17 protein-coding genes are annotated in these 22,347 nt (G+C 65.6%); 10 read left to right on the top strand and 7 right to left on the bottom strand.

Annotation, left to right across the window (positions count from 1 at the left end; translation table 11 throughout):
- Positions 1 to 6 precede the first annotated feature (6 nt).
- The 4 genes from ACOGI5_RS02365 to ACOGI5_RS02380 all read right to left on the bottom strand — a co-directional run bounded on the left by ACOGI5_RS02365 (position 7) and on the right by ACOGI5_RS02380 (position 10,450).
- The gene (locus ACOGI5_RS02365; RefSeq protein WP_419862870.1) at positions 7 to 2,919 is read right to left on the bottom strand and encodes a DUF499 domain-containing protein; all 2,913 of its coding nucleotides are present in this window, start codon (positions 2,917 to 2,919) and stop codon (positions 7 to 9) included.
- Positions 2,916 to 5,690 (bottom strand): DUF1156 domain-containing protein, encoded by a 2,775-nt coding sequence (locus ACOGI5_RS02370; protein ID WP_419862871.1) that lies wholly within the window; start codon positions 5,688 to 5,690, stop codon positions 2,916 to 2,918. The genes ACOGI5_RS02365 and ACOGI5_RS02370 overlap by 4 nt, the downstream gene beginning before the upstream one ends.
- The gene (locus ACOGI5_RS02375; RefSeq protein ID WP_419862872.1) at positions 5,687 to 9,112 is read right to left on the bottom strand and encodes a helicase-related protein; all 3,426 of its coding nucleotides are present in this window, start codon (positions 9,110 to 9,112) and stop codon (positions 5,687 to 5,689) included. The genes ACOGI5_RS02370 and ACOGI5_RS02375 overlap by 4 nt, the downstream gene beginning before the upstream one ends.
- Before the next feature lie 111 nt (positions 9,113 to 9,223).
- Positions 9,224 to 10,450, bottom strand: coding sequence for a pyridoxal-phosphate-dependent aminotransferase family protein (locus ACOGI5_RS02380; protein WP_419862873.1), 1,227 nt, complete (start codon positions 10,448 to 10,450; stop codon positions 9,224 to 9,226).
- Between the two features lie 145 nt (positions 10,451 to 10,595).
- Here ACOGI5_RS02380 and ACOGI5_RS02385 point away from each other — a divergent pair, with 145 nt between their 5' ends.
- The 5 genes from ACOGI5_RS02385 (at position 10,596) to ACOGI5_RS02405 (ending at position 15,867) form a co-directional block, all read left to right on the top strand.
- The gene (locus ACOGI5_RS02385; RefSeq protein WP_419862874.1) at positions 10,596 to 11,816 is read left to right on the top strand and encodes an aspartate aminotransferase family protein; all 1,221 of its coding nucleotides are present in this window, start codon (positions 10,596 to 10,598) and stop codon (positions 11,814 to 11,816) included.
- Positions 11,817 to 11,846: 30 nt separating this feature from the next.
- Positions 11,847 to 12,275, top strand: a complete 429-nt coding sequence (locus ACOGI5_RS02390) for a nuclear transport factor 2 family protein (RefSeq protein WP_419862875.1) — start codon at positions 11,847 to 11,849, stop codon at positions 12,273 to 12,275.
- Complete coding sequence (locus ACOGI5_RS02395; protein ID WP_419862876.1) at positions 12,272 to 13,969, top strand: N-acyl-D-amino-acid deacylase family protein; 1,698 nt, start codon at positions 12,272 to 12,274, stop codon at positions 13,967 to 13,969. Before ACOGI5_RS02390 ends, ACOGI5_RS02395 begins: the two co-directional genes overlap by 4 nt.
- 32 nt (positions 13,970 to 14,001) lie before the next feature.
- A complete protein-coding gene (locus tag ACOGI5_RS02400; protein ID WP_419862877.1) occupies positions 14,002 to 15,162 on the top strand; it encodes an amidohydrolase family protein in 1,161 nt (386 codons plus the stop codon).
- A gap of 96 nt (positions 15,163 to 15,258) precedes the next feature.
- Positions 15,259 to 15,867 carry an isochorismatase family protein gene (locus ACOGI5_RS02405; RefSeq protein WP_419862878.1) on the top strand — a complete coding sequence of 203 codons (609 nt, stop codon included), beginning with the start codon at positions 15,259 to 15,261 and terminating at the stop codon, positions 15,865 to 15,867.
- 34 nt (positions 15,868 to 15,901) lie between these two features.
- On the opposite strand, the gene ACOGI5_RS02410 is transcribed toward ACOGI5_RS02405, so the two are convergent.
- Positions 15,902 to 16,216, bottom strand: coding sequence for a chorismate mutase (locus ACOGI5_RS02410; protein WP_419862879.1), 315 nt, complete (start codon positions 16,214 to 16,216; stop codon positions 15,902 to 15,904).
- A gap of 119 nt (positions 16,217 to 16,335) precedes the next feature.
- Between ACOGI5_RS02410 and ACOGI5_RS02415 the strand changes: the two genes are divergently transcribed.
- Positions 16,336 to 17,532 carry a thiolase C-terminal domain-containing protein gene (locus ACOGI5_RS02415; RefSeq protein WP_419862880.1) on the top strand — a complete coding sequence of 399 codons (1,197 nt, stop codon included), beginning with the start codon at positions 16,336 to 16,338 and terminating at the stop codon, positions 17,530 to 17,532.
- The gene (locus ACOGI5_RS02420) at positions 17,529 to 17,987 is read left to right on the top strand and encodes a Zn-ribbon domain-containing OB-fold protein (RefSeq protein WP_419862881.1); all 459 of its coding nucleotides are present in this window, start codon (positions 17,529 to 17,531) and stop codon (positions 17,985 to 17,987) included. Before ACOGI5_RS02415 ends, ACOGI5_RS02420 begins: the two co-directional genes overlap by 4 nt.
- 32 nt (positions 17,988 to 18,019) lie before the next feature.
- Here the strand turns inward: ACOGI5_RS02420 and ACOGI5_RS02425 are convergent, their stop codons facing one another.
- A complete protein-coding gene (locus tag ACOGI5_RS02425; RefSeq protein ID WP_419862882.1) occupies positions 18,020 to 19,111 on the bottom strand; it encodes a hypothetical protein in 1,092 nt (363 codons plus the stop codon).
- 34 nt (positions 19,112 to 19,145) lie between these two features.
- A complete protein-coding gene (locus tag ACOGI5_RS02430) occupies positions 19,146 to 19,811 on the bottom strand; it encodes a hypothetical protein (protein WP_419862883.1) in 666 nt (221 codons plus the stop codon).
- A 114-nt stretch (positions 19,812 to 19,925) separates the two neighbouring features.
- Here ACOGI5_RS02430 and ACOGI5_RS02435 point away from each other — a divergent pair, with 114 nt between their 5' ends.
- The 3 genes from ACOGI5_RS02435 to ACOGI5_RS02445 are packed head-to-tail and all read left to right on the top strand — an operon-like array spanning position 19,926 to position 22,029.
- Positions 19,926 to 20,186, top strand: coding sequence for a hypothetical protein (locus tag ACOGI5_RS02435; RefSeq protein ID WP_419862884.1), 261 nt, complete (start codon positions 19,926 to 19,928; stop codon positions 20,184 to 20,186).
- Positions 20,186 to 20,533, top strand: a complete 348-nt coding sequence (locus tag ACOGI5_RS02440) for a hypothetical protein (protein ID WP_419862885.1) — start codon at positions 20,186 to 20,188, stop codon at positions 20,531 to 20,533. The genes ACOGI5_RS02435 and ACOGI5_RS02440 overlap by 1 nt, the downstream gene beginning before the upstream one ends.
- Before the next feature lie 20 nt (positions 20,534 to 20,553).
- Positions 20,554 to 22,029, top strand: coding sequence for a ThiF family adenylyltransferase (locus tag ACOGI5_RS02445; protein WP_419862886.1), 1,476 nt, complete (start codon positions 20,554 to 20,556; stop codon positions 22,027 to 22,029).
- Positions 22,030 to 22,347: the final 318 nt, after the last annotated feature.

The following is a 22,347-nucleotide window of genomic DNA, read 5'->3' on the forward strand; positions in this document are numbered from 1 at the left end:
ACGCGCCTACAACTCAGCGGCGTCGAAGTGGATGTCGGCAGCGTGCGCGGCGGCGACCAGCTTGTCCTTAGTGGCTGCGCCTGAGGTGACGGTGAGGCTGACCTGAACGTGGGCCGCATCGTCATCCACGGCGTTGGCCACGGCCTGAAAGAACTGCCGGAGCGCCTCCCGAGGACTGTCGTCGTCGCGCAACGACTGCGTAGACGATGCGCTGACCCGGTACTCGGCAACCTTCTTGGACGGCTGCGGCCCTACCGGTTCGTCGGGTCCGATGGGCGGATCGATGATCAGCGGGGGGTCGTCGGGCCCCGGGCCTACTGGCGAGTCCAGCTCCGGCCGGCGGATGCGCAGTTCGGTAGAGCCGAGATTGATGTGGCCTTCGTTGACCACCTGGCGCGTCTGGTCGTCGGCACCGACAATCTCGATCTCGCCACTCGCCACGGCATCGAAGAGAGCACGACGCAGGTCTCCTTCGCCACCGGGCAGCAAAGGCAGGCGGGGCGCCTTCCAGAAATCGTCGCGTATCTCGCACAGCGGACGGTTCCAGTCATTGGGCCGCAGGTTGTGCATCAACGCCTGCCGATCGAGGTCATGCGGAGCGAACGACTTTCCGGCGTCCTGCAATGCCGACCACACGACCGAACCGTCCAGCGCTGACTGATTGTCAGACTGGAATCGAACATCACGCATCTCACGCCCGTCAGATCCCTCGGCCAGGTACAGCACATGTGCGTAGGCGCGCTTCACCAAACCCTCGAAGCGTCGCCGAACCTCACGGCCCTCGGCGCGTGCCCGCTTGTTCATCTCGTCGTCCTCGCGAACCGACGTCAGGGCCTGCGTCCGCTCCCACGCGATCGTCTCGGCCGCTGCGTTTCGTGCTTGGCGGCGGCTCTGGGTGTTGATGACAGCAAATGCGGCTGAGGACGCCCAAGTCATCGGCAGCGCGTCGGAACCGATACCCATCGCCGCTTCAACCGACGCTCGCGTGCCTGCGTCGGCGCCATTGAGCAGGCTGAACCAGCGCGAGTCCAGCACGACGAGACGGCACTTGCGTGCCTGATCGATGCCTGCGCCACCTAACAGTGCACCCAGCTCGGCCAGTGTGGGTGCAGCGTCGAAGTCGCCCTCAACGTGCACCACGGTGTCGAATGGGCCGCTGCTGACCGCGTCGAACGCTGCCCGGGTGACGCGCTCGTCGCGCTCCGCTTCGGTGACCGCCTCGCGCTCTCGGCGCACGAGCATGTTCAGCGTCTGGCGCGTCTCGATGTGCCACCGCTTCGGCTGTTTGCCCGATCCCGCCGTGGAGTCGACTGCCGCGAGCCCGTCGGTCGGATGACACAGCTCCTGCCAGACAACTTCGGCGTCACCATGCCCGAACGCATTCGACGGCACAAAGGACGCAGCCAGCAGCTCGGGCTCGGTCGCACCACGGCGGCCTTGAGGACGCGGGCTCAGGGTGTAGGTGAACAGCGCGGTGGCCATGCGTTCGGCCGCACGAGGGTTGAGCTGCTCCCAGCCGGTGTCTGATCGCCTCAAGTCAGTCAGTCGTGCGGTGCCGCGGTCGAGGTGGTCGGGGTCGACGATGTCGCCCGCACAGATTTCGCGCAGGCTCGACTGCGTGCGCTGATCGCTGACCAGCCCCGAGTCCAGCAAGGCGTCGCGCACGGCGCGAGACGACATCGGCAGGTCGCCGGGTCCGATCAGCGCCGGTGCCCACTCGCCCGCTTGACCGCGTCGATGCTGCTCATAGACGGTCGCGGCGAAAACCTGCAGCGTCGAGCGCACCCGCTGGAACCCGGCGTGGCTTGACCATTCGTTCTCCGCCAATTCGATCAGCGAAGGATGGAACGGGTAGCAGCGCCCGACCGCCTCTGCGAAGTCGGCCCCTGAGCCGGCATGCGAGGCAGACGGCAGTTTGTCGAAGACATGCTCGGCCCACCCACCCCGCATCTCTGATGCAATCCACGCTGCGCAACGATCGGTGACCTCGCGCGGCGGTGCACCATCCAGCAAGCGTCGTCGGATGATGTCGGCAAAGTCCCCGCCGCTCGTCACAGTGGTCGCCTCGCCGTTGCGGATGAGCAGATCCTCCAATTCGGCACGGCACTTCGCACCGGTCTCGTTCAGGGCGATGCGGTCTTTCTCCGAGGCGATCATCACCAGCACCGCTGCGCAGTTGTCGACATCGTTGACCGCGTCGAGCAGCGCCCGCAAGAACGCCATGTCCTCGAGCGCGCGTTGTTCGGACTGGTTCGACACCCAGCGGATGTAGTCCATGATCTCGTCGATCAGGATCAGCACCGGTCTCCCGACGTCGGCGAGCGCCGCGTCGATGGCCTCTTTGTTGGGAAGCTGCGCTTTGTACTGCTCGTACTTCTTGTAGGCCCCCTCGAACAGTCGCCACAAGAAGCGTTCGCCGAGCGACTGCGCTGGGCCATCGTGCGGTTCACGAGGTGCGGGGTTGTCGCAGTCGAGCACGACGCACCGGGGGCTGCCGAGGTCCGATGTCAAGGTGTCGTTTCCGGCAATCTCCTTGGCTTGGACCAGTACTGCTGCGCCGACATCAGTCATGGCGAATTCAGCAGCGTTGCTGGCCAAGTGCCACAAGCCGATGAGTCCGTGCGATTTGCCACCACCCATCGCCTGATCGAGCCGCCACAACGCCCTCGCGCGTTTGGCAGGCTCGCCGGCGGCTCCGAGCCGGGCGGCGACCTTGGCCATGAGGTCGACGAGGCTGCCCGTCGGATAGGTGATCTGCCCGTAGTAGCCCGGGTCGGCGTAGTGCGATTTCCCCGACGAGCCCCCGAACACGGCATCGTGCAGCGACGCCTGCACGTCGTCGATGTTCCCGTGCGCGGCCTCGACTTCGGGACGCAGCTTGACGGTGTGCCACCACGGCGTAGGCGCGGATGTGTTCACAACGGTTCTCCTCCTGCGTGCAGCGTGAGTTGTTCACCCTCATCTCGCTGGCGTTGTTTGGCCTTGCGCTCGTCCTCGGCGATCACCGCCGTGCCGGTGAGGATCGCCGTGCGGTTGCGCGTCACCCAGGTCCACACGTCACCATCGCTGTCGGTGTCGCCGAGGTCAGCTGCGAGCTGCGCCACGACCGCCCACAGCAGTTCGTCGCTGGCGCTGTCGGTGGCAGCCAACACTTCAGCGACGGCGCTAACCGACTTGCCCGCCGCCGCGACAGCGAACGCTGTGTCAATGGCCGCGAGCCCAGGGACCAGTTCTGCCTTGGCGATGCCGCTTTGTGCCGCGGTCGCGAACTTGTAGGTCGACTTGACCTTGTGGAGCAGACCGCGAGTGTCCGATTCCTCCATGTCGTGGGTGAGTCGTTCCCACCGGGGCTCCGACCCTGCTGCGGGGTTGCGCTGATACTGGCGCGTCCACGACAGCGCGAACTGGGTGCGTTTGTCGAACGTCTCCAGCGGGAACGACCCGATGCGCAGGTCGGCGATCTCACCGACGAGACGGCGCGCGAGCGTGAGGAAGTGATCGGCCTCGACAGGACGCCCCCGGTGATCCAGGACCGCGCTGTATCTGCCTGCCGCTTCCATCGCTGGCCCGTACGCAGCCATCCGCTGGTCGCGCAGTGCAGCCAGCCCGGCGCCTTCCCACAGCGGCAATCGCGCGGTGATCTCGCGGCGGATCTCCGCCTCGACTTCCGCGAGCCGACCCTCGGGCCGGTCAGGCTCCGCGGGTCGACACGCCAGGGTGAGCGTCGTCTCGATATTCGCCTTACCCATCTGGCTGCCGTGTTCGGTTCGGGCAGGCCAAGAACCCGTCAGGATCAGCCCAGCAGCATTGATCGCCGTCAAGAGCCGCTGCCAGACCTCAGGGTCGTCGTGCCCAAACATGATCGTTACGACACCGGAGTGCTCGACAACCCGGCAGGCTTCGCTAAACGCCGCTGTGATGCATCGGTCGTAGTGCTGCGGAGTCCGATGATCTCCGCTGCGCTCATGCGTCATCTTGACGACGGCCTCCTCAAGCTTTTCCTGAGTTCCTGCGGGGTTGGCCGTGATCCGGAATTCAGGATGTGACGTCGTCAGCGCCCGCTTCAGCCATACATAGAAGAAGTCGGACGAATCCGAGTACTCGACCATGGCGTCATATGGCGGGTCGGTCACGACCGCCCACAGCGTCTGTGAGCCGAGATTGAGAGAAGCGGCGGTGCCACGATCGATGGTGGACGGGGTTCCATTCACGCCGCTGACTTGGCGACGTAGTGCCGATATCGACCACTTGGCGATTGACCGCCAAGTCGCCGGGCCTTCAGAGCAACCAGCCTCCAAGTAATCGTTGCCGAAGGGGGTGATCGCACCGTCTGCAAACACGTGCTTGACAGCTTGTTCAGGCAGTTGAAGAGATGCCCCACGGGTTCGAAACTTGAGCAACCGAGCAAACACGGAGGCGCAATAGCCGACCAACGCGCGGGCGTACTCCGCACTGACGGCACCCCTCGAACTGACACAGCTAGCTGTGCTTGGCGCTGTACCTGCCAGCACTCGGGCGACATCGTCGATGACGGCGGCGAGGTTCACCAGCGCCAGCGTCTGGCGTGCGTTGCAGAAGTCACCGAATGACCGGTAGCCATATCGGGCGTACCATCGCGGGCCTGTCGAACCCAGTGCTCGCTCGTCCGGCACCGCGGGCAGATCAGGAGCAAACGGTTCGCAGACTGCGAGTACAGCTTTCGCGGCACGGGATACCTCGTGCTCTCGGATGATCGGTTCTCGGTAGCGCCGCCTCCACTTCGAGTCCAAGTCAGCGACGACCAGCATCGCGTCGCTCGCCTGGCCAGCTTCTCTAACTCGAGAGTGCTCCGCGTGCGAGTGGGTATAGCCGCAGAACGGGCAGACCGCGGCTCTGCCCCGACCGCTGCCATCGGACTTGACGAGAGTGGCCGGACTCCGCGGTTCGCCGTCGTGCACCACCACTTCAATCGAGCCAGTTGCTGAGTCAGCAATCAGTTCATACGACTGGCCGGGGTCGCCTTTGCGCGAGTTGGGCTTTCGCAATTGAAGATCGGCTGTCAACGGGAATTCCCGACCGCAGTCATTGCAAGGGATCGTCACTGCCCACAGGTACGCCCAAGGGCGTTTGCCGTTGACCTTGGGATAGAAGTCGTCCGTCTCTGCTTCGTGGCGGTCACCGATCGATTTCACCAGGAACTCGACATCGCACAGCAGGCGCAGGTGCGGTTCGGGGTAGCGCATCGCGTGTTCGGGGTAGCCGTCGAATGGCAGCGGCGGTTCGTTCGACCAGTCCCGCAGCGGGTAGTCGGCGAGCAGCTTGCCCGCCAGCGTCGCCACGGGCGAGTAGTCGGTGCCGTAAGCCTTGATACCGAGCCGAGCTGCCTCAAGCGGAATCATCGCCCTGCCCGAGAACGGGTCAAGAACCGACGCTCCGTCGGGATAGTGCTCGGAGAGCTCGGCCACCATCTCGTCGTGCATCGCGTCGTGGCCAGTCATCGAAGCGCGCACCAAGTCGCACAGCCGTTCCTGTTCGTCCTCGTCATCAGGCCACGGCAACAGCGAGCAGGTCACCGCTGCCTTGGCCTGCGCCGAGGGTCGAGCTGCGAACCAGGGAAACAGAGTCTTCTCGGTCCGGCCCGAACCCCAGCCTTTTTTGGAGTTGGCGGTGACCTCCGCGCACGGGAACCAGCGTTCGATCATGCGGGTCATGCGGCCGCCTCGCTGTCGCCTTCTGTGTGTTCGGCTGACCCGGCATGCGTGGACCCCGCACGAGCGGCAGCCAAGTCGGAGCCCCGAATGCGCACGTTCGTGATCTCGACCGCATCGGAAGCAAAGAGAGTCGCCGGGTCGCGGTACTCACCGAACAACCGGCCGCCGTTGTCGCAGTCGTCGACGACGTACAGCCAGTAGGCATCGCCTTGAAGCGCTGCTTTCACCCATTCACCGCCGGTCAGCGTGATGCCGGTGCTCGCGGCGCTGCCTGCGATGCCCTTGACCTCAACCATCCGCTGCTCGCTGCCACGCCGAGCGTGCAGGTCGTAACCCTGACCCTCGGTCTGGACATCGGTGACGGCGAAGCCTTCGCTGCTGAGGCGGTTGACGACGTAGGCGATGGCGATCGACTCGCTGTCGCTTGCGTCGGGCGATGCGGCCGGTCCACGCCCGACCACTCGAGTCCACCCGAGTCGCCGCATCTCGCCCGGCACGCGTACCCGGCTCGCCTCATGCAGTGCCTTGATGCGCTCGCTCGTGACCTCTTCAAGCTGGCTGCGCAGTGCCCGCCGCTCATCGCGATCAGCGATCTCGTCGGTGAGCTGGTTGGGGAGATCGCGCAGCTGGCGCGCTGCGCCGCCTAGCCAATCATCGAGGCGCCTCTGCCGGCGACTGAGCTCGCGGTTGCGTTCGCGTGCCGCAGCATCCGCAGCGCTGGCTTCGACTTCGGGCGGGAGCAGCGGGGCGGCAGGTACCTCTCTGGGTACCCCCCCCCCCCCCCCCCCCCGTTCGGAAGGGTGCTCCTGACCAGGCACCGTCGGGACTTCACTGGGATCCGACGACGCTGCGGGCACGTCGGTCGTCAGATTCGCCAGCACGGCCCACGGCGCTGGACGAGCCCCCGCAGGTGTCGTCTTGACGGCATAGCAGCGTCGGCGTGGTGCAGCTCTGCCTTCGGCAATCTGGCCTTCGTACACATGCAGCTCGTAGTCGTCGGCTTGATTCGGATCAGCCAGCACAGCACCTCGCAGCAACGCCGACGCCACGTGCTCGCCGACGGCTTCCGCCAACTCCACGAACGCATCCTCACCTGGCCCGAGCACGATTGCGTCGGTGGTCACAGTGACACCCGCCGATTCCGCCCGCTGCATCGCGGATGCACTTGTTGCCACCAGACGTGCTGCCTCGTCGCCCGCTGGTAGCAGCGAGGCGGGCAAGGCCATGTTCCTGCCGCCAAGCAGCCAGAAGCCCGAGTCCGCAGCGGCCGATGGTTCGAACGTGATCGCGTCGGCCTCGGCTGCAACTGACGCAAATCGCTCCACGATGTGAGGATTGATCCGCTCCAGCCGGTCATCGTGCAGCACCTGATGCGCGGCGCCCAGTTCGACCCCGCTGGCCAAGTGCCGCTCGGCGCTGCGCTGGCGCTCATGAAGCTGCCGGAGCCGCTCCGAGGTAATCCGGCTGACGGCTTCCAGCGCAGACGAGGCGGCGTCGCCATCGTCGAAGCACCTGCCAAGCAGCTTGGCCAGATCCGTCACGCTGGCTTCGTCGAAGGCTTGCTCCGCTATCAGGCGCAGACTGTCGAAGATCTTGCCGTCGAGCTCATTGGCTGCCGCAACCAAGTTGTCGAGCAGCCGGGCCATCGCCTCGCCCTCGCGGGTGTCGGTGGCCACGATGTTGTAGAGGCGAACATCACGGCCTTGGCCGATCCGATGAATGCGACCCATGCGCTGCTCGAGCCGCACGAGCGACCACGGGATGTCCCAGTTGACCAGCACATGGGCGCTCTGTAGGTCGATGCCTTCGTTGCCGGCGTCGGTAGAGACCAGAACCTCGAATGCACCAGCGGAGAACTGTGCTCGGGTTTCGTCGCGAATTGCGTGTGAGTCGCGACCCGAATACGTCCGCGCCGTAAAACCTGCCGCCACGAACCGTTCTCGCAGCCAATGTGCAGTGTCGGCGTATTCCGTGAAGATGACTACCTGTTCACCCGAGCCAGCAGTGATGCCGTTCGGCGTCAGGCACTCGTCGATCATGCGCGGCCACTTCGACGCGGCCAATCCGTTCGTCATCGTCCCCGCTACGTCCACTGCTGAATCATGCACTCCTGCCGCTCGGCCGAGATCGTCGTCCAGCCGGCTCAGCAGCTTTGCAATGTCCCCCCGCTCTGCCTTCGCATCGGTGGAATTCTCATTGACGACACGGGCCTCCGATGCCGCCTCTTCGTCCTCGCCTTCGGGGTCGGCCTCGCGAGCCGCATCGGCCGGACTCTGGTAACCGATGCGAACAACGCGGCGACGCAGCGTCTCCGCCAATGCGTACAGCGATGACGCCGCCCGCTTGCCATACACCATGCGCGCCAGCGACCGGGCAGCCACTGGGAAGTAGCGATCGACGAGCGAGAGGGCCTCGTCGTAGTAGGCCCGCTCGGCGGCGTTCAGCGGAACTCTCACGTTGTCGGCCCGGCGAGCCTTGAAGAGCTGTTCGCCGTCGAAACCGACGAGTTCTTCCTTCATACGGCGCAGGAAGTGCATGGCGCCGGGCTTCAGCTTGTTCACCGGCTGGTTGTCGTTCACGTCGCTGACGACGGGGTACACGGCAGGGTCGACGAGATGCATCAGCGAGCGGAACAGCAGCTCGTTTCCGCGATGCGGTGTGGCAGTCATCAGCACCGCTCGCAGCGTGTTGTGGCACAGCATCTGGCCGACACTCCAGAGTGTCTGCGCAGTGGGTGTCATGCGGTGCGCCTCGTCGATGACCACTGCATCCCAACCTGCGTTGTTCGGGTGGATCGCCTCGTAGACCGCTGGATTGACCGCCGCCAGCTCCAGCGACACCACCCAAAGATCGTGTTGGCCGCTGAGCGCACCCTCACGCGCTGTCGCCGCGGTGATGCGGCGCAGGCCGCCACCCAGGAATCGTTCGAAGTCAAGCTGCCACTTGCTAACGAGGTGGGCCGGACACACGACCAGTGCCCGCCGAACGTGGCCGAGGCGCTGCGCCTCCCGCAGCCACAGCCCGCCCATGATGGTCTTTCCGGTGCCTGGTTCATCAGCCAGCAGGAACCGCAGCATCGGCTGGCGAAGCATATTCCCGTACACGGCCTCGCTCTGATGGGCATACGGCCGCAGGGGGCTGCTCGCCAGCACGGAGGGATACGGGGAACCGCACGTGTGACGCATCCACGCCGCCCACATGCCAGCCAAGACCTCAGCCGGCGACGCGGAGGCATCGGCTTTGAGCACCTCCACTCGCTCAGCATCTTCGGCTGTCAGATCTAGTTGACGAAGAGAGCCGTCCGAATCAGTGACGAATAGACGTAGGCCTGGTGCGCCATCCGGTTGCGGTACTGCTCCGCTCACCGTCACGATCTGAGACTCGCCCCGCAGTCGTATGTGCTGGCCAACCTCGAACGTCACGGCGACAGACTAGGACGAGGGATCTTCGGCATCCGGCGATCGACTGACCTCAGCATCACGTGGTGCCGCCCGGGCACCCAAGGAAGCTGCGCGATCTAACTCATACGACGGTCAGGACCAGGGATCCTCGGGTCCGGCGGGCGGCCGAGGTGCTGGCGTCGTTGCCTCGGCGATGACCTGAGCGGCGGCGGCCGCGCCGGAACCGCCAACTGGGGCGTTGATGGCTGCCAGGGTGGCTTCGATGGTGCCGAGCGTGCCGAGCAGCATCGGCGGATTCAGGTGGCCCATGTGACCGATGCGGAACTCGGCGTCGGCGTTGCCGGTAATGCTGAGCCCGAGCGTGAGACCCGCTTCGGATTCGCATGTGGCGCGCAGCTGCTGGGCGGACACCCCGCCGGTGCGGATCATCGTGACCGAGTTCGACCGATGCGCGGGATCCACCACGTTCAGCTCGAGCCCGCCGGGAGCCGACCAGGCGTCGACGGCTGCGTGGATGGCGCTCGCCATCACGCGATGGCGCTCCCAGACGTTCTCGAGGCCTTCCTCGTCGATCATGTCGAGTGCTTCCGCCAGACCCCACAGGTGCTGGACGGGCGGCGTGCCGCAGAAGATCCAGTAGTGAGCATCGGGATCGGTGCGCCTCGTCCAGTCCCAATAGGCGGTGCGCAGATCAGCTCGCTGATGCGCTTCCCACGCCTTGGGACCGACCCAGACCATGCCGAGGCCCGGCGGCACCATCAGACCCTTCTGGCTGCCGGCCACGGTGACGTCCACCCCCCACGCGTCCATCTCGAACGGCTCGCACCCCAGCGAGGCAACGCAATCGGCCATCAGCAGCGCGGGGTGGTCGGCATCGTCCATCGCTCGGCGAATCGCAGCGATGTCGTTTCGCACCGATGACGCTGTGTCGGTCTGCGCAACGAGCACGGCGGCGAATTCCCGCCCGACATCGGCCAGCAGCCGCTCGGTGACGGCCTTTGGCGCGATGGCCGCTCGATCGGCAGCGTGCAGCACTTCGAACTTGACACCGCTCATCGCGGCCATCTCGGCCCAGTTCGTGGCGAAGTGGCCCACTTCCAGCACGAGCACCTTGTCGCCGCGCGACAGCGTGTTGGTGATGGCCATCTCCCAGGCACCGTGGCCGTTGGAGATGGCGATGTAGGCGCGGTTCTCAGTCCGAGCAACGGCAGGCAGCCGCTCCAGCAGCGAGTAGGTGAGGTCCACCACTTCGCCCTCGTAGATATTGGGGATCGGCCGGCGCATCGCGTTCAGCACCCGATCAGGGATGACCGACGGGCCGGGAATCATGACCAGCGGCCGGCCGTATCGCAGCGACATCACAGCTCCCTCCGGCAGCCGCACCTGCCAGCGCCCTGCCAAACGCCATCAGCCTAAGGAGGCTGAGCCCCAGGCCGGAGCGCACGCGTAGGCTGCGCTCAGGTTCGTGTCCTCGATACGCCAGCCCACACAGGGAGATTCCACGGTGAGCAGCAACGCACTCATCCATCCGTTCTCGGTCCTCAGCCGCGATGAGAACGAGTTCATCGAGATCGTTTCCGGAGAAGGCGTCATGCTGCGCGACGCCGCCGGCAACGAGTACATCGACGCGCTCGCCAGCCTGTGGCTGTGCCAGATCGGGCACGGCAATCGCACCGTCATCGATGCGATCAACGCGCAGCTGGAGCTGCTGCAGACGTACAACACGTTCGAGCCCTTCTCCAATGGACCCGCCACCGAAGTAGCCGAGATGATCCGGGCGCGCTCGCAGCACCCCGATGGCCGGGTGTTCCTGGGCTGCTCAGGCTCGGAGGCCGTCGACACAGTCCTGAAGTTCGCCCGCCGCGTCCACCGGCTGCGCGGCCACGAGGACCGCCAGATCATCGTGCGGCGCACCGGCGGCTATCACGGCGTGAATGTCGGCGGCACCAGCGTGCAGGGCCTCGAGCCGATCCGGGACGGCTGGGGTGACCTGCTGCCCCATGTCGTCGAGATCCCCAACGACGACGTCGAGCCGGCGGCGCAGCTGTTCGCAGAGCACGGCGAGCGCATCGCGGCGGTCATCACCGAGCCGATCCAGGGTGCGGGCGGCGTGATCCCGCCCCCACCGGGTTACTTCGAAGGGTTGCGCCGGCTGTGCGACGAGCACGGCGCGCTGCTCATCTTCGACGAGGTGATCTGCGGCTTCGGCCGTACGGGAAGCTGGTTCGGCGGCCAGACCTTCGGGGTCGTCCCCGACATGTTCACGTTCGCGAAGGGCGTGACGTCGGGCTACATCCCGCTGTCGGGCGTGGTGGTGTCACGCGAGATCGCGGACGCGCTCGAAGCCGACGAGAACAAGTTCATGCACGGCTACACCTATTCGGGCCACCCCACGGCGTGTGCGGCCGGTGTCGCCAACATCGGCGTCATCGAATCCGAAGGGCTGGTGGAGCGGGCCAACCACATCGGCGACCGGATGGAAGAGGGCTTCCTGGCGCTCCAAGGCGACGGCATGATCGACAGCTACCGGGGCCTCGGCGGCATCTGGGCGTGCGATCTGGGCCGCGATGCCACCGAGGCTCGTGAGGCGTTCATGAAGCGGGGCGTGATCTCGCGTCCCATCGGCAACGCACTCGGTTTCTGCCCGCCGCTCATCATCACCGATGACGAGATCGGGCAGATGTTCGACCGGCTCGACGACGCGCTGCGCGCCACGGCGCCCTAGGTCGCTTCGCGACGGAAAGGAATGACGACCATGGAGAGTGCCGAGACGCGGGCGTTGATGGAGCGCTACTACGCAGCGCTGACCACCGCAGACCGAGACACCATGCTGGCGTGTCTCGACCCGGAGGTCACTTGGGTGCTGCCCGAAACGGCCGCCCAAGGCAACGCAGTCGACACGATGACGGGCGCAAGAGAGGTGGTGGAGGCTCTGGGGGGCCGTGTCGTGCGGCAAACCTTCGACATCTCCCAGCCGATCAGCCTCGAGGTCCGCAGGATGATTGTTGACGGCAGTACCGCCGTGGTGCAGCAGCGGCTGACAGCCACTGCCAAGGCCACCGGCCGCGACTACGACAACCAGTACTGCTGGGTGTACGACTGCCGCGACGGCCTGATCGCCCACATGGAGGAATACACCGACACGCTCTACGCAGCTCAGCGGATGGGATGGGACGTCACATGAGCACCTACGACATCGTCATCAAGGACGGGATGATCTTCGACGGCACCGGGGCACCGAGGGTGCGCGGCGACATCGGCATCGCCGGCGGACGCATCGCCGCTGTCGGCCGGGTCGATGCCCGGGAGGGCGGCAAGGTCATCGACGCCTCCGGCATGCACATCGCTCCCGGATTCGTCGACCTGCACACCCACTACGACGCGCAGGTCTTCTGGGACCCCTACTGCACGCTGTCGGGCTGGCACGGCATCACCTCCGTCGCCATCGGCAACTGCGGCTTCGGCTTCGCCCCCGTGGATCCCGACATGCGCGAGTACGCGATGCGCTCGATGACCCGCGTCGAGGCCATTCCCTACGAGTCGATGCGCCAGGGCATGCCCTGGGACTGGGTGACCTTCCCGGAGTATCTGGACAGTCTCGAACGCACGCCCAAGGCGCTGAACATCCTGCCGTATGTGCCGATCGGCCCGATGCTGGTGATGGTGCTCGGCCTCGATGACGCGAAGTCTGGGCGGCTGCCCACCGAAGGCGAGCACGAGATGCTGGCCAAGCTGGTGCATGAGGCCATGGATGCGGGCGGCTGCGGCTGGTCTGCCCAGCGGCTGCCACCGACGGGCCCCGCTGCAGTGCAGCGCGACTGGGACGGCACCCCGATGCCGACCGACATGATGAACGACGAGACCGCCCGGGTACTGGCCCGCGTGCTGGCCGAGCGCAACGAGGGCGTCGTGCAGATGACGCTCACCAGCGGCAACGTCGCGCACGACATGGCCCACCTCGAAGAGATCGCATCGATCAGCGGCCGGCCGCTGCTGCACAACGTGGTGCAGGCGTTCGAGGACAAGCCCAACATCCACCGCCGTCAGATCGAGTGGCTGGAGCGCTGCCGCGAGCAGGGCGTCCCGGTGTACGGCCAGGGCGTGACCAGCGATGCCGGTTTCACCTTCACCCTCGAAGACTGGAATCTCTACGACGACTCAGAGGCCTGGATGGAAGCCTGTATGGGCGACAAGGAGGAGCGCTTGGCCAAGATGGCCGATCCCGGCCGGCGCCAAGCGCTCAAGGACACCATGCCGCGCACCGCCACTGCGGGGATCGAGACCGTGACCATCCTGTCCCCTCGCAGCGAGTCGACCGAGCAGTACCGGGAGATGTCCGTGGGCCAGGCAGCCGAGCTCGCCGGTAAGCATCCGGTCGACCTGATGCTCGACGTTGCCGTGACAGACGGGCTGGACACCTTGTTCTTTGTGGCGCCGCCGCAGGGCAACTCAGAGCTGCTGCGCGACGTGGTGCAGTACCCGCACATGCTGTTCGGCGTGTCCGACGGCGGGGCGCACACCAAGTTCCTCACGGCCGGCCGGTACCCCACCGAGACGCTCTCCGAGCAGGTCCGCGAGAACCAGTGGGTCACCTACGAGGAAGCTCACCGGCGCCTGTCAGCGCTGCCGGCACAGCTCGCCGGATTCCGCGATCGCGGTCTGATCCGCCATGACGGCCCTGCCGATGTGGTGGTGTACGACCCCGAGAACCTGGCGGTCGGGCCGAACGAAGTGGTGCACGACCTGCCGGGCGGCGAATGGCGCCGCATTCAGAAGGCCAGCGGCTACCGCAGCGTCATCGTGAACGGCCAGGAGACCATCTCCGAGGACACCCAGACCGAGACCTACAGCGGCCAGCTCCTCCGCCACGGCGGCTAGCCGCACACCTCATCGACAACCTGGGGGACATCATGACCACGTATGCGGGTGAGCGGCTGATTCACGACACCGACAGCCACCTGATGGAGCCGGTGGACTGGCTGGCGAGCTATGCCGACAGTTCGGTAGCCGTCAAGCTCCGGAACCTGAGCCTGGCCGGGGGCGGCGATGCGGCCACGTTCGAGCTGGTGGAGCAGTGCTGGGCACGCCGCGACGACCCCGAAGAGACGGCCAAGCTGGCCGCCGACGTGGTGGGCGGGCCGAAGGGGTACTTCGCCTACGGCTCCATGGATGCCAACGAGCGCGTCGGTGCGCTCGACCAGCTGGGTTTCGCCAGCCAACTGGTGTTCACGACGTTCGCTCACACGCAGTTCCATGCCCGAGGCGATGTCGACCTGGCCTATGGGGGCGCAGCGGCCCACAACCGCGGCATCGCCGACTTCTGCTCGGTGGATCCGCGGTTGCTGGGCGTGGCGTTTGTGCCGCTGGAAGACCCGCAGCGCACCGTCGAGTGCGCACGCGAGGCCATCGAGGTGGGATGCAAGGCCGCATGGATCCCCCACGGCGTACCGACCGAGCTGAGCCCCACGCATCCCGACTTCGACCCGCTGTGGGCGCTGCTGTCCGAAGCCGGCGTGCCGGTGCTCATGCATCTCGGGCCCAACGGTGGCAACCAGCTGCCGAAGACGTACCACAACAACGGGCGCATCCCTGGCAAGGACTTCGTTGGCGGCGGCGAGAACATGCGCTCGAAGGACTTCCTGAACCTGTACCACGACGCGGAGAACCTGCTCGCGTGCATGGTGCTCGACGGCATCTTCGAGAAGTTCCCCGAACTGCGGTGCGGGCTGATCGAGCTGGGCGCGGGCTGGGTGCCGAACCTGCTGCGCTCGCTGGACAACAGCGTCAAGGCATTCGGACGTCACGAGCCTGAGCTGGCGAAGCTGACCATGGCCCCCTCGGACTACATCCGCCGCCAGGTGCGTTTCACGCCCTGGCACTTCGAGGACGTGGGCTGGCTGGTGTCGAACAGCGGGCCCGAGCTGTTCCTGTTCTCGTCGGACTGGCCGCACCCCGAAGGCGGCCGTGACCCCATAGCGGAGTTCCAGGCGTCGTTCACTGCGGCTGGCCTGAGCGAGGGCGCGACCGCGCCGTTCTGGGCCGGCAACGCCTCGTTCCTGCTCGGCGTCTAGCGCTGCTGGGGCCCGCTTGGGCCGACGGTAGATTTGGCGTCGCAGCGCTGCGATGGCCGCGCCCGGCGGCCCGTGTCGCGGCGCAGGAGAGCAGACATGGCTGAGAACCCCGATCAGCAATCCGAAGGCCGGCAGCCCCGCACGGCCCTGCTCGTCGTGGACGTGCAGCCCACCTTCTGCGAAGGCGGGGCTCTGCCGGTCGAGGGCGGCAACGCCGTGGCGTCGCGAGTGGCGGACCTGCTTGCCGGCGAGCACGGCTACGACCTAGTGGTGACCACCCAGGACTGGCACATCGACCCGGGCGACCATTTCAGCGATCAGCCCGACTTCGTCGACACCTGGCCGCCCCACGGCGTGGCCGGCACGGCCGAGGCCGAGCTGCATCCCGCACTCGGCGCTGTCGCCGACCGCATCGACGCGGGCGTGCGCAAGGGCATGCACGCTGCCGCCTATTCGGGCTTCGAAGGCGTCGACAACGACGGCCGCACCCTCAACGACGTCCTGAGCGCTGCAGGTGTGCACGAAGTCGACGTGGTCGGGATCGCGTTCGACCATTGCGTGCGCGCTACCGCGATGGACGCTGCCGCGAACGGCTACGCGACCACAGTGATCGACGGACTCTCCGCCTCAGTGGCGCCCGAGACCGAGGCTGCAGCACGTTCCCAGCTCGCCGGCGCTGGCATCGACGTCATCGCCTCTCGCTGAACTGCGCGTTCAGCCGGCCAGCGGTCTCGACGCTTTAGAGGGTCTCCTGCTCGATCATGAACTCGCTGGCGGCCTCGGCGATCCGCCGGTGGTTGCGGATGACCTCGTCCATTACGAAGTGCAGGAACCGCTCGCAGAAGTCGGGGTCCAGGCCCTCGGCCAGAGCGATCTGGCGCAGTCCGTCCACCTGCTGGTGCTGACGAACCAGGTCCACCGGCGGCAGGTCGTTGTTGGCTTTGTAGACGCCGATGTCGTGGGTGATGCGGAAGCGCTCGGCCAGCAACCGCACGAGCGCTGCGTCGACTTCGTCGATGCTGCTGCGATGGGCGGCGAGCTCGTCGTCGGTCATCGGTCCTGTTTCTAGCCCGTTGAGTCGCCGCAGGCACCGGCAAGGCAGTCGTGAAGTTGCGCGGCGGGGTCCAGCGGGCGTGGGCGGCACCGGCCACGCCTTGGCTACGGTTTGCGGCCGTGAGCCAATCGGGTGCGAACGACGGCCTGCGCGGCCGCACGGCTGTCGCCGGCGTCGGCGAGACGACGTACTACAAGCGCGGCCAGTCGCCGGACCCGGAGTTCGTGCTCGTGCTCAGGGCGATCATGACGGCGTGCGAGGACGCCGGCATCAACCCACGAGAGATCGACGGGTTCTGCTCGTACAGCAACGACCGCAACACGCCGGCCCGGCTGGCCAACGCCCTCGGCCTCGAAGAGCTGCGCTACTCGAACATGCAGTGGGGCGGCGGGGGCGGCGGCGCTGCAGCCGTCGTGCAGAACGCCGCCAGTGCAGTGCACGCCGGATCGGCCAACGTCGTGGTGGCCTACCGGGGGCTGGCCCAAGGCCAGTTCGGCCGCTTCGGCCAGGGCGGGCGCCGCCCGGCCGTACGGGGCGAGTTCGCCTACACGCTTCCCTACGGCGTGATGAGCCCGGCCCAGATGTACGCCATGCGCACCACCCGGTTGATGCACGAGCACGACATCGACCGGTCCACCATGCGGGCGGTCGCTCTGGCCGCCTACCACCACGCGCAGAACAATCCCCGAGCAGTGATGTACGGCCGCCCGCTGGACGCCGAGACCTACGACACGTCCCGCTGGATCACTGAGCCGTTCCGGCTGTACGACTGCTGCCTGGAGAACGACGGCGGCGCCGCCATGGTCGTCACCTCAGCCGAGCGAGCCGCCGATCTCAGCGACACACCGGTGCTGGTGCTGGCGGCCCAGCAGAGCGGCGGCCACCGCTCCGGGGCGTGGGTGCACAACCCGACCGACTACGCGACCTCCAGCTTCAAGCTCGGGGCGCAGCACCTGTATGAGCAGGCCGGCGTGACACCCGACGACGTCGACGTGGTGCAGAGCTACGAGAACTTCACTGGCGCCGTGGTGATGAGCCTGATCGAGCACGGCCTGTGCACCTACGAGAACGCCAACGAGGTGCTCACGTTCGAGAACCTGCGGGCCGACGGCGGCTCGATCCCGCTGAACACCAGCGGCGGCAACCTGGCCGAGTGCTATATGCACGGGCTCGGCATGCAGATCGAAGCAGTCCGACAGGTGCGGGGCGACTCGACCAACCAGGTGCCGAACGTCAACGTGTCGCTGTCGAATGCCGGCCCGATGGTGGAGATTGCGTCAACAGCGATCTACGGCACCGCCGAGGCGCTGGGATGAGCGCGCTCGCCGAGGGCACCTACCTGCCGAAGGGCCTGACGCAACCCGCACCGCTGCGTGACGGGCTGGATGCGCCCTATTGGGAGGGCACGCGCAACCACGAGCTGCGGGTGCAGCGATGCGCCGACTGCGGCACCCACCAGTGGGGGCCGGACTGGATGTGCCACGCCTGCCAGTCGCTCAATGTCGAGTGGGTGACCGTCGAGCCCACGGCCCGCATCTATTCCTGGCAGCGCGTGCACCACCCGGTGCATCCGGCACTGGCCGACCATGGTCCCTACATCGTTGTGCTCGTCGAACTGCCCCACGCCGACAATCTGCGCATGCTCGGCAACCTGCTCGGCGATCCGATGCAAGACATTGCCATCGGCAGCAGCGTCGAGGCAGTCTTCGAAGACCACGACGACGGCAGCCCGCCGTTCACGCTCGTCCAATGGCAAGTCGCTACCGCCTGAGCTAGCGCTCCGGGAGCGAGAGGTGGCCAGCTTCACTCCACGAAGAGGCCTGCCTCCGATATTTCATCCCTGGTCTTGCAGATGTGTTCCGTCAGGATCGTCCAAGTCTTCTTGGAGTCATGCTGAATGCGGCCTGCCACGCAGCTCGGATGCACCGAGAACTTCTCGGCAGTTGCCTCGATGTGCCGGAGCGCCTTCTCCTTGTTGAATCCATCCGGGAACAACCACTGTGAGACCTGCTCATTGGCTTCCACTTCAGTCGGATCAAGCGTCCGCGACGTGTCCTGAATGTCATCCAGGATCGATGATGCCGACTCAACGGTGATGTGGCCCTTGGTCAAGTGGGCACATTCATGCAACAGAGTGAAGACGACACTGTCGAAGCGGTCTCTGCATACGGTCAAGCCGATCACAGGACGGCCATCTGGCAGGAACGTCGTGGCGCCTGCCAGCCGCGTGTTGCGAAGTTCGCGGCAGAAGACGACTCGCACGCCGCATGTCGCCAAGAGCTCCACCGCCCGAGGGATGGATCGCGGGCCGTGCCGCAACACCCTGGGCAAGCGCTGAGCGATATCCGCGAGCTTCTCAAGGTCAAACTCTTCGACCTCTTGGCGACTCGCGATATGTCGGATTCGCATCAGCCACGCCTGCTGCTTTAGCTCTGGGTCGGCTGGCCCGCTGAGTCGCCGGGCTGCATAGGAAATTGGCGGCGGCACATCCTTGCTCGTGATGCCGAAGAACTCACGTATGGCAGCTTCGGGGGTCTCAGCGCCAGCATGCGGAAGCCAACCCCTCTCGATGGCTTCTTTCAGCGGAAATGCCTCTTGAAGTCGCTTCTCGCGAAGTTCATCCAGGCGGGCTACTGGCGTCGCCGACGGGGTTCGACGCTCGCCGCTTGTCGGGGAGCTCTCGCTGTAGATGTGACCGAGCAATTGCTCGATGGATGGCCGGGAAGCGTACGGGTCGATACCTGCAGCGTCCTGTGTGGATTCGATGAATGCTTCGGCGGTCTTCCGATCCGTGTCGTTCAGGCCCTCGAGCGACGGCGCTTGGTCGCGTTCGCCCTCGAGGAAATCGAGATACGCAGCTCGGAACATCGAGAGACCGTCGTGCTGCGAACTCATCGTTGCACCTTCTCTCGCTCTCTAGGGAATTGTCTCATTCCGTGATTCTGTAGGGGTATCGGGGATGGGCTTCGAGACGTCGCGACGCCTCTTCGTACAGCTGGCCTACGCGCTGCGGGGTCAGGCCTAGTTCGTCGCCGAGTTGCTTGCGGGAACGCTGCAAGAACTTGATCTCCAAGAAGATCTTCTTCTCTCGGCCGCCGAGGATCTCGCGTGCGAGATCACGCAGGCTGAGCGCACTCTGGATCGCGAGCACTTCTTCTTCGGGGTTGAGGTTTCGATCAGGGAAGGTCTGAAGCACGCTCGTGGTGACCGCTCCATCCGGCGACGGTGATTCAGCATCCCCTGATACGACGTAGAGCTCGACCCGGTGGTCAGTCGGCGACAGGTGCTTCCGCGCCGCGTCCAAAGCATCCATCGCTTTGTTCTTGGCAACGACTGTGCCGAGCGCGCACCAGTCCTCCACAGCCTCGGCATCAGGATGGGTCAGCAGCGCCAACGTTGCCTCCTGCAGGACATCATCTGCACTCGCGCCGCCGATGATCACCCGCTCGGAGGCTGAGTTGCGGGGCACCGGCCTGCGGTTCTTGAAGAAGACCTTCTGTATCGCGGCGTACATGACGTCCAGCACATTGTCAAGACGAGCGCGATCGCGCAGGAGGGGATGCTCGGTGTCCCTGGCTTGGCTACTCGACGACATGTCTCTCTATTGTCGGAAACGGATGCGACATCGAAAGCGCGGGATCCACTTTCGACTCGGGTCACGCCCCCGACAAGTGGTCAGAAGCACTCGGTGACCCGAAGGAGCATGCCGATGTCTGACCAACCCAACGTCGTAGATCTGGGGCGGCTCATCCCGTTCACCATTGACGGCGAAGAATACCAAACGGCTGATCTGAGCCAGCGAGCCGCTGACCTGCTGAAACTCGCCGGCCGTGATCCGGCTGCGTTCGACCTCGGAGAGATCGAGGGCAAGGATCGGCCCCGGACCAAGAAGTTCCGCGATGACGAGATCGTCGAGATCCGCAAGGACGCTCGATTCGTCTCGATTCGGCAGTCCGCTCCGGTTGCCTGATGGCGGGTCCCCTACAAGCCTTCCTCGATGACATGGACGGGCTCGGCCTCTGCCCTCGGGTAGAGGCCGAGCTCGTCGTGTGTGATGTTGTCCCGGTGGCAGGCGCCCGCGCCGGCAACTCGCTGTCGCTCGGCGTTGCGGTCGACGAAGTCAACAACTGGCCTACTGCACCCCCGCACTGGATCCACCTGCCAGCACAAGTCCAATTTCGCGCCACCAACAGCGAGGCATCTTCGAAGCCGGGCTGGCTGCGCCACAGCCGCAATCACGCTGGCTGGGGTGACGCGCCAGCGGCCGTGTGCTGGCATGCCCACCTTCAGGCCGTGCTTGGTGAGGCAGTCGGATGAGCAGGTCGTTCTCTGTCGCCATGACAGCCGGTACCCATCACGCGCTTCGTGCCGTGCTCGCTCGAGATGACCGCCAAGAAGATGTCTGCCTTGCGCTATATCATCCGTCAACCGGCGAGCAGCGCACCACGGCACTGCTGGCTTCGGTCGTGCCGCCTGCTGACACTGATCGGGCCGTCCACGGCAATGCGACGGTGTTCGGCGAATACATGCTGCGCGGGGCAGAGCGAGCCCGCGACGACGGCTGCGGCCTGATGTTCGCTCACAGCCATCCCGGGGCCTCGGATTGGCAGCCGATGAGCGGCCCCGACCGAGAGGCTGAGGCCAGCTATGCCAACCTCGTTCGCGAGATCACGGGTCTGCCACTGGTGGGCATGACACTGGCGACAAGCGATGAAGCCTGGTCCGCGAGGCGTTGGGACATCGGTGCTGGCACGGGAGTCGACTGCACTCACGCCGAGAACGTACGTGTCATCGGCGAGCAGCTGCGTGTGTCGTGGAACGAACAAATGCGCCCTTCTCCGTTCGCGTCAACAAAACAAGAGCGCACGGTCAGCGCATGGGGCGACAAGTGCCAGTCTGACCTCGTTCGTCGCCGCATTCTCGTGGTGGGGGCTGGAAGCGTCGGAATGGATGTCATTGTCCGACTGGCTGCTTCGGGCGTTCAACGACTCACCGTCATGGATTTTGACGTCGTCGAGGAGAAGAACCTGGATCGCCTCATCGGCGCCGCGCAGCGTGATGTAAGGCTGCGCAGGCCAAAGATCCACGTAGCGAACCGTCTCGCGCTCGCTTCTTCAACTGCTGAGCGTCGACAGTTCGAGTTCTCGAGCCGCTCAATCTGTGAGCCAGAGGGGTTGAGCTTGGCCCTCGATCACGACCTGATCTTCTCATGCGTCGATCGGCCTTGGCCACGTGCCGTGCTCAACGGTCTGGCGTACAGCGACCTGATCCCGGTGATCGACGGTGGCATCGCCATCGACACAAACAGCCGCGGCCAGATGCTCAACGCCACATGGCGCAGCCACGTAGTCCGCCCAGGGCGACCCTGTCTCGCTTGCAATCGACAGCTCGATCTGGGCTTGGTGACGCCGGATCGGCAGGGAAACCTTGACGACCCGAGCTATATCGAAGGCGCCGGCATCGCCCCTGAAGACGATGGTCAGAACGTGTCGGCATTGTCAGCAAGCGTTTCTGCGGGTCTTCTCGCCCAATACGTCAGCTTCAGCGTCGCACCAGGGGGCATCGGAGACCCCGGCCCCATCCAGTACAGCCTCAGCAGTCACTTCCTCGATCATCGAGATGACGCCATTCGGCCGCACTGCCCCGTGGAGCCCAGCGAAGCCGTCGGCGACCTCCGTCCCGATCTCTCGGGTGAACATCCGATGGCTGAGGAGCAGCGTCAGATGGCGGCCGCTGTCGACCGACGTACACGGGTGCTGCGGTGGGCCGACAACCGGCTGCAAGCACTTACCAACTGGATTGACCGACGATAGGGAGCAACAAGATGGGATACCTGCCGACAGCTACGACACAATGCCCTGCGGCAGAAAGCGAAGAAGGGGGCCGAGCGGGGCTGACGCCCAGCCAACGACTGACTCTCGTGTGGTTGGCATGCGCCACGGTTCTTGCCTTGCTAACCGGTGCTCGTCTCGCGATCGGCGGCTGGTGGTCGTTGGTCTTGACGTGGCTCGATTGGCCCTATCCCGGATGGCTCAATCTGCTCACCACAGCCATCGGGATTGCGACCGCACTCGTCGCTTGGTCCTGGCGCGATCGTGTCGAGGGAGTGTGGAGAGGGGTCACGCTGACAG

It is taken from the genome of Candidatus Poriferisodalis sp. (genome assembly GCF_965208925.1).
Taxonomy (GTDB): domain Bacteria; phylum Actinomycetota; class Acidimicrobiia; order Acidimicrobiales; family Poriferisodalaceae; genus Poriferisodalis.

Excerpts from the sequence above, each read along its gene's own strand:
- ACOGI5_RS02370 (WP_419862871.1), bottom strand. The coding sequence starts at position 5,690 with ATGACCCGCATGATCGAACGCTGGTTCCCGTGCGCGGAGGTCACCGCC.
- ACOGI5_RS02380 (WP_419862873.1), bottom strand. The coding sequence starts at position 10,450 with ATGTCGCTGCGATACGGCCGGCCGCTGGTCATGATTCCCGGCCCGTCG.
- ACOGI5_RS02390 (WP_419862875.1), top strand. The coding sequence starts at position 11,847 with ATGGAGAGTGCCGAGACGCGGGCGTTGATGGAGCGCTACTACGCAGCG.
- ACOGI5_RS02395 (WP_419862876.1), top strand. The coding sequence starts at position 12,272 with ATGAGCACCTACGACATCGTCATCAAGGACGGGATGATCTTCGACGGC.
- ACOGI5_RS02400 (WP_419862877.1), top strand. The coding sequence starts at position 14,002 with ATGACCACGTATGCGGGTGAGCGGCTGATTCACGACACCGACAGCCAC.
- ACOGI5_RS02405 (WP_419862878.1), top strand. The coding sequence starts at position 15,259 with ATGGCTGAGAACCCCGATCAGCAATCCGAAGGCCGGCAGCCCCGCACG.
- ACOGI5_RS02410 (WP_419862879.1), bottom strand. The coding sequence starts at position 16,216 with ATGACCGACGACGAGCTCGCCGCCCATCGCAGCAGCATCGACGAAGTC.
- ACOGI5_RS02420 (WP_419862881.1), top strand. The coding sequence starts at position 17,529 with ATGAGCGCGCTCGCCGAGGGCACCTACCTGCCGAAGGGCCTGACGCAA.
- ACOGI5_RS02425 (WP_419862882.1), bottom strand. The coding sequence starts at position 19,111 with ATGAGTTCGCAGCACGACGGTCTCTCGATGTTCCGAGCTGCGTATCTC.
- ACOGI5_RS02430 (WP_419862883.1), bottom strand. The coding sequence starts at position 19,811 with ATGTCGTCGAGTAGCCAAGCCAGGGACACCGAGCATCCCCTCCTGCGC.
- ACOGI5_RS02435 (WP_419862884.1), top strand. The coding sequence starts at position 19,926 with ATGTCTGACCAACCCAACGTCGTAGATCTGGGGCGGCTCATCCCGTTC.
- ACOGI5_RS02440 (WP_419862885.1), top strand. The coding sequence starts at position 20,186 with ATGGCGGGTCCCCTACAAGCCTTCCTCGATGACATGGACGGGCTCGGC.
- ACOGI5_RS02445 (WP_419862886.1), top strand. The coding sequence starts at position 20,554 with ATGACAGCCGGTACCCATCACGCGCTTCGTGCCGTGCTCGCTCGAGAT.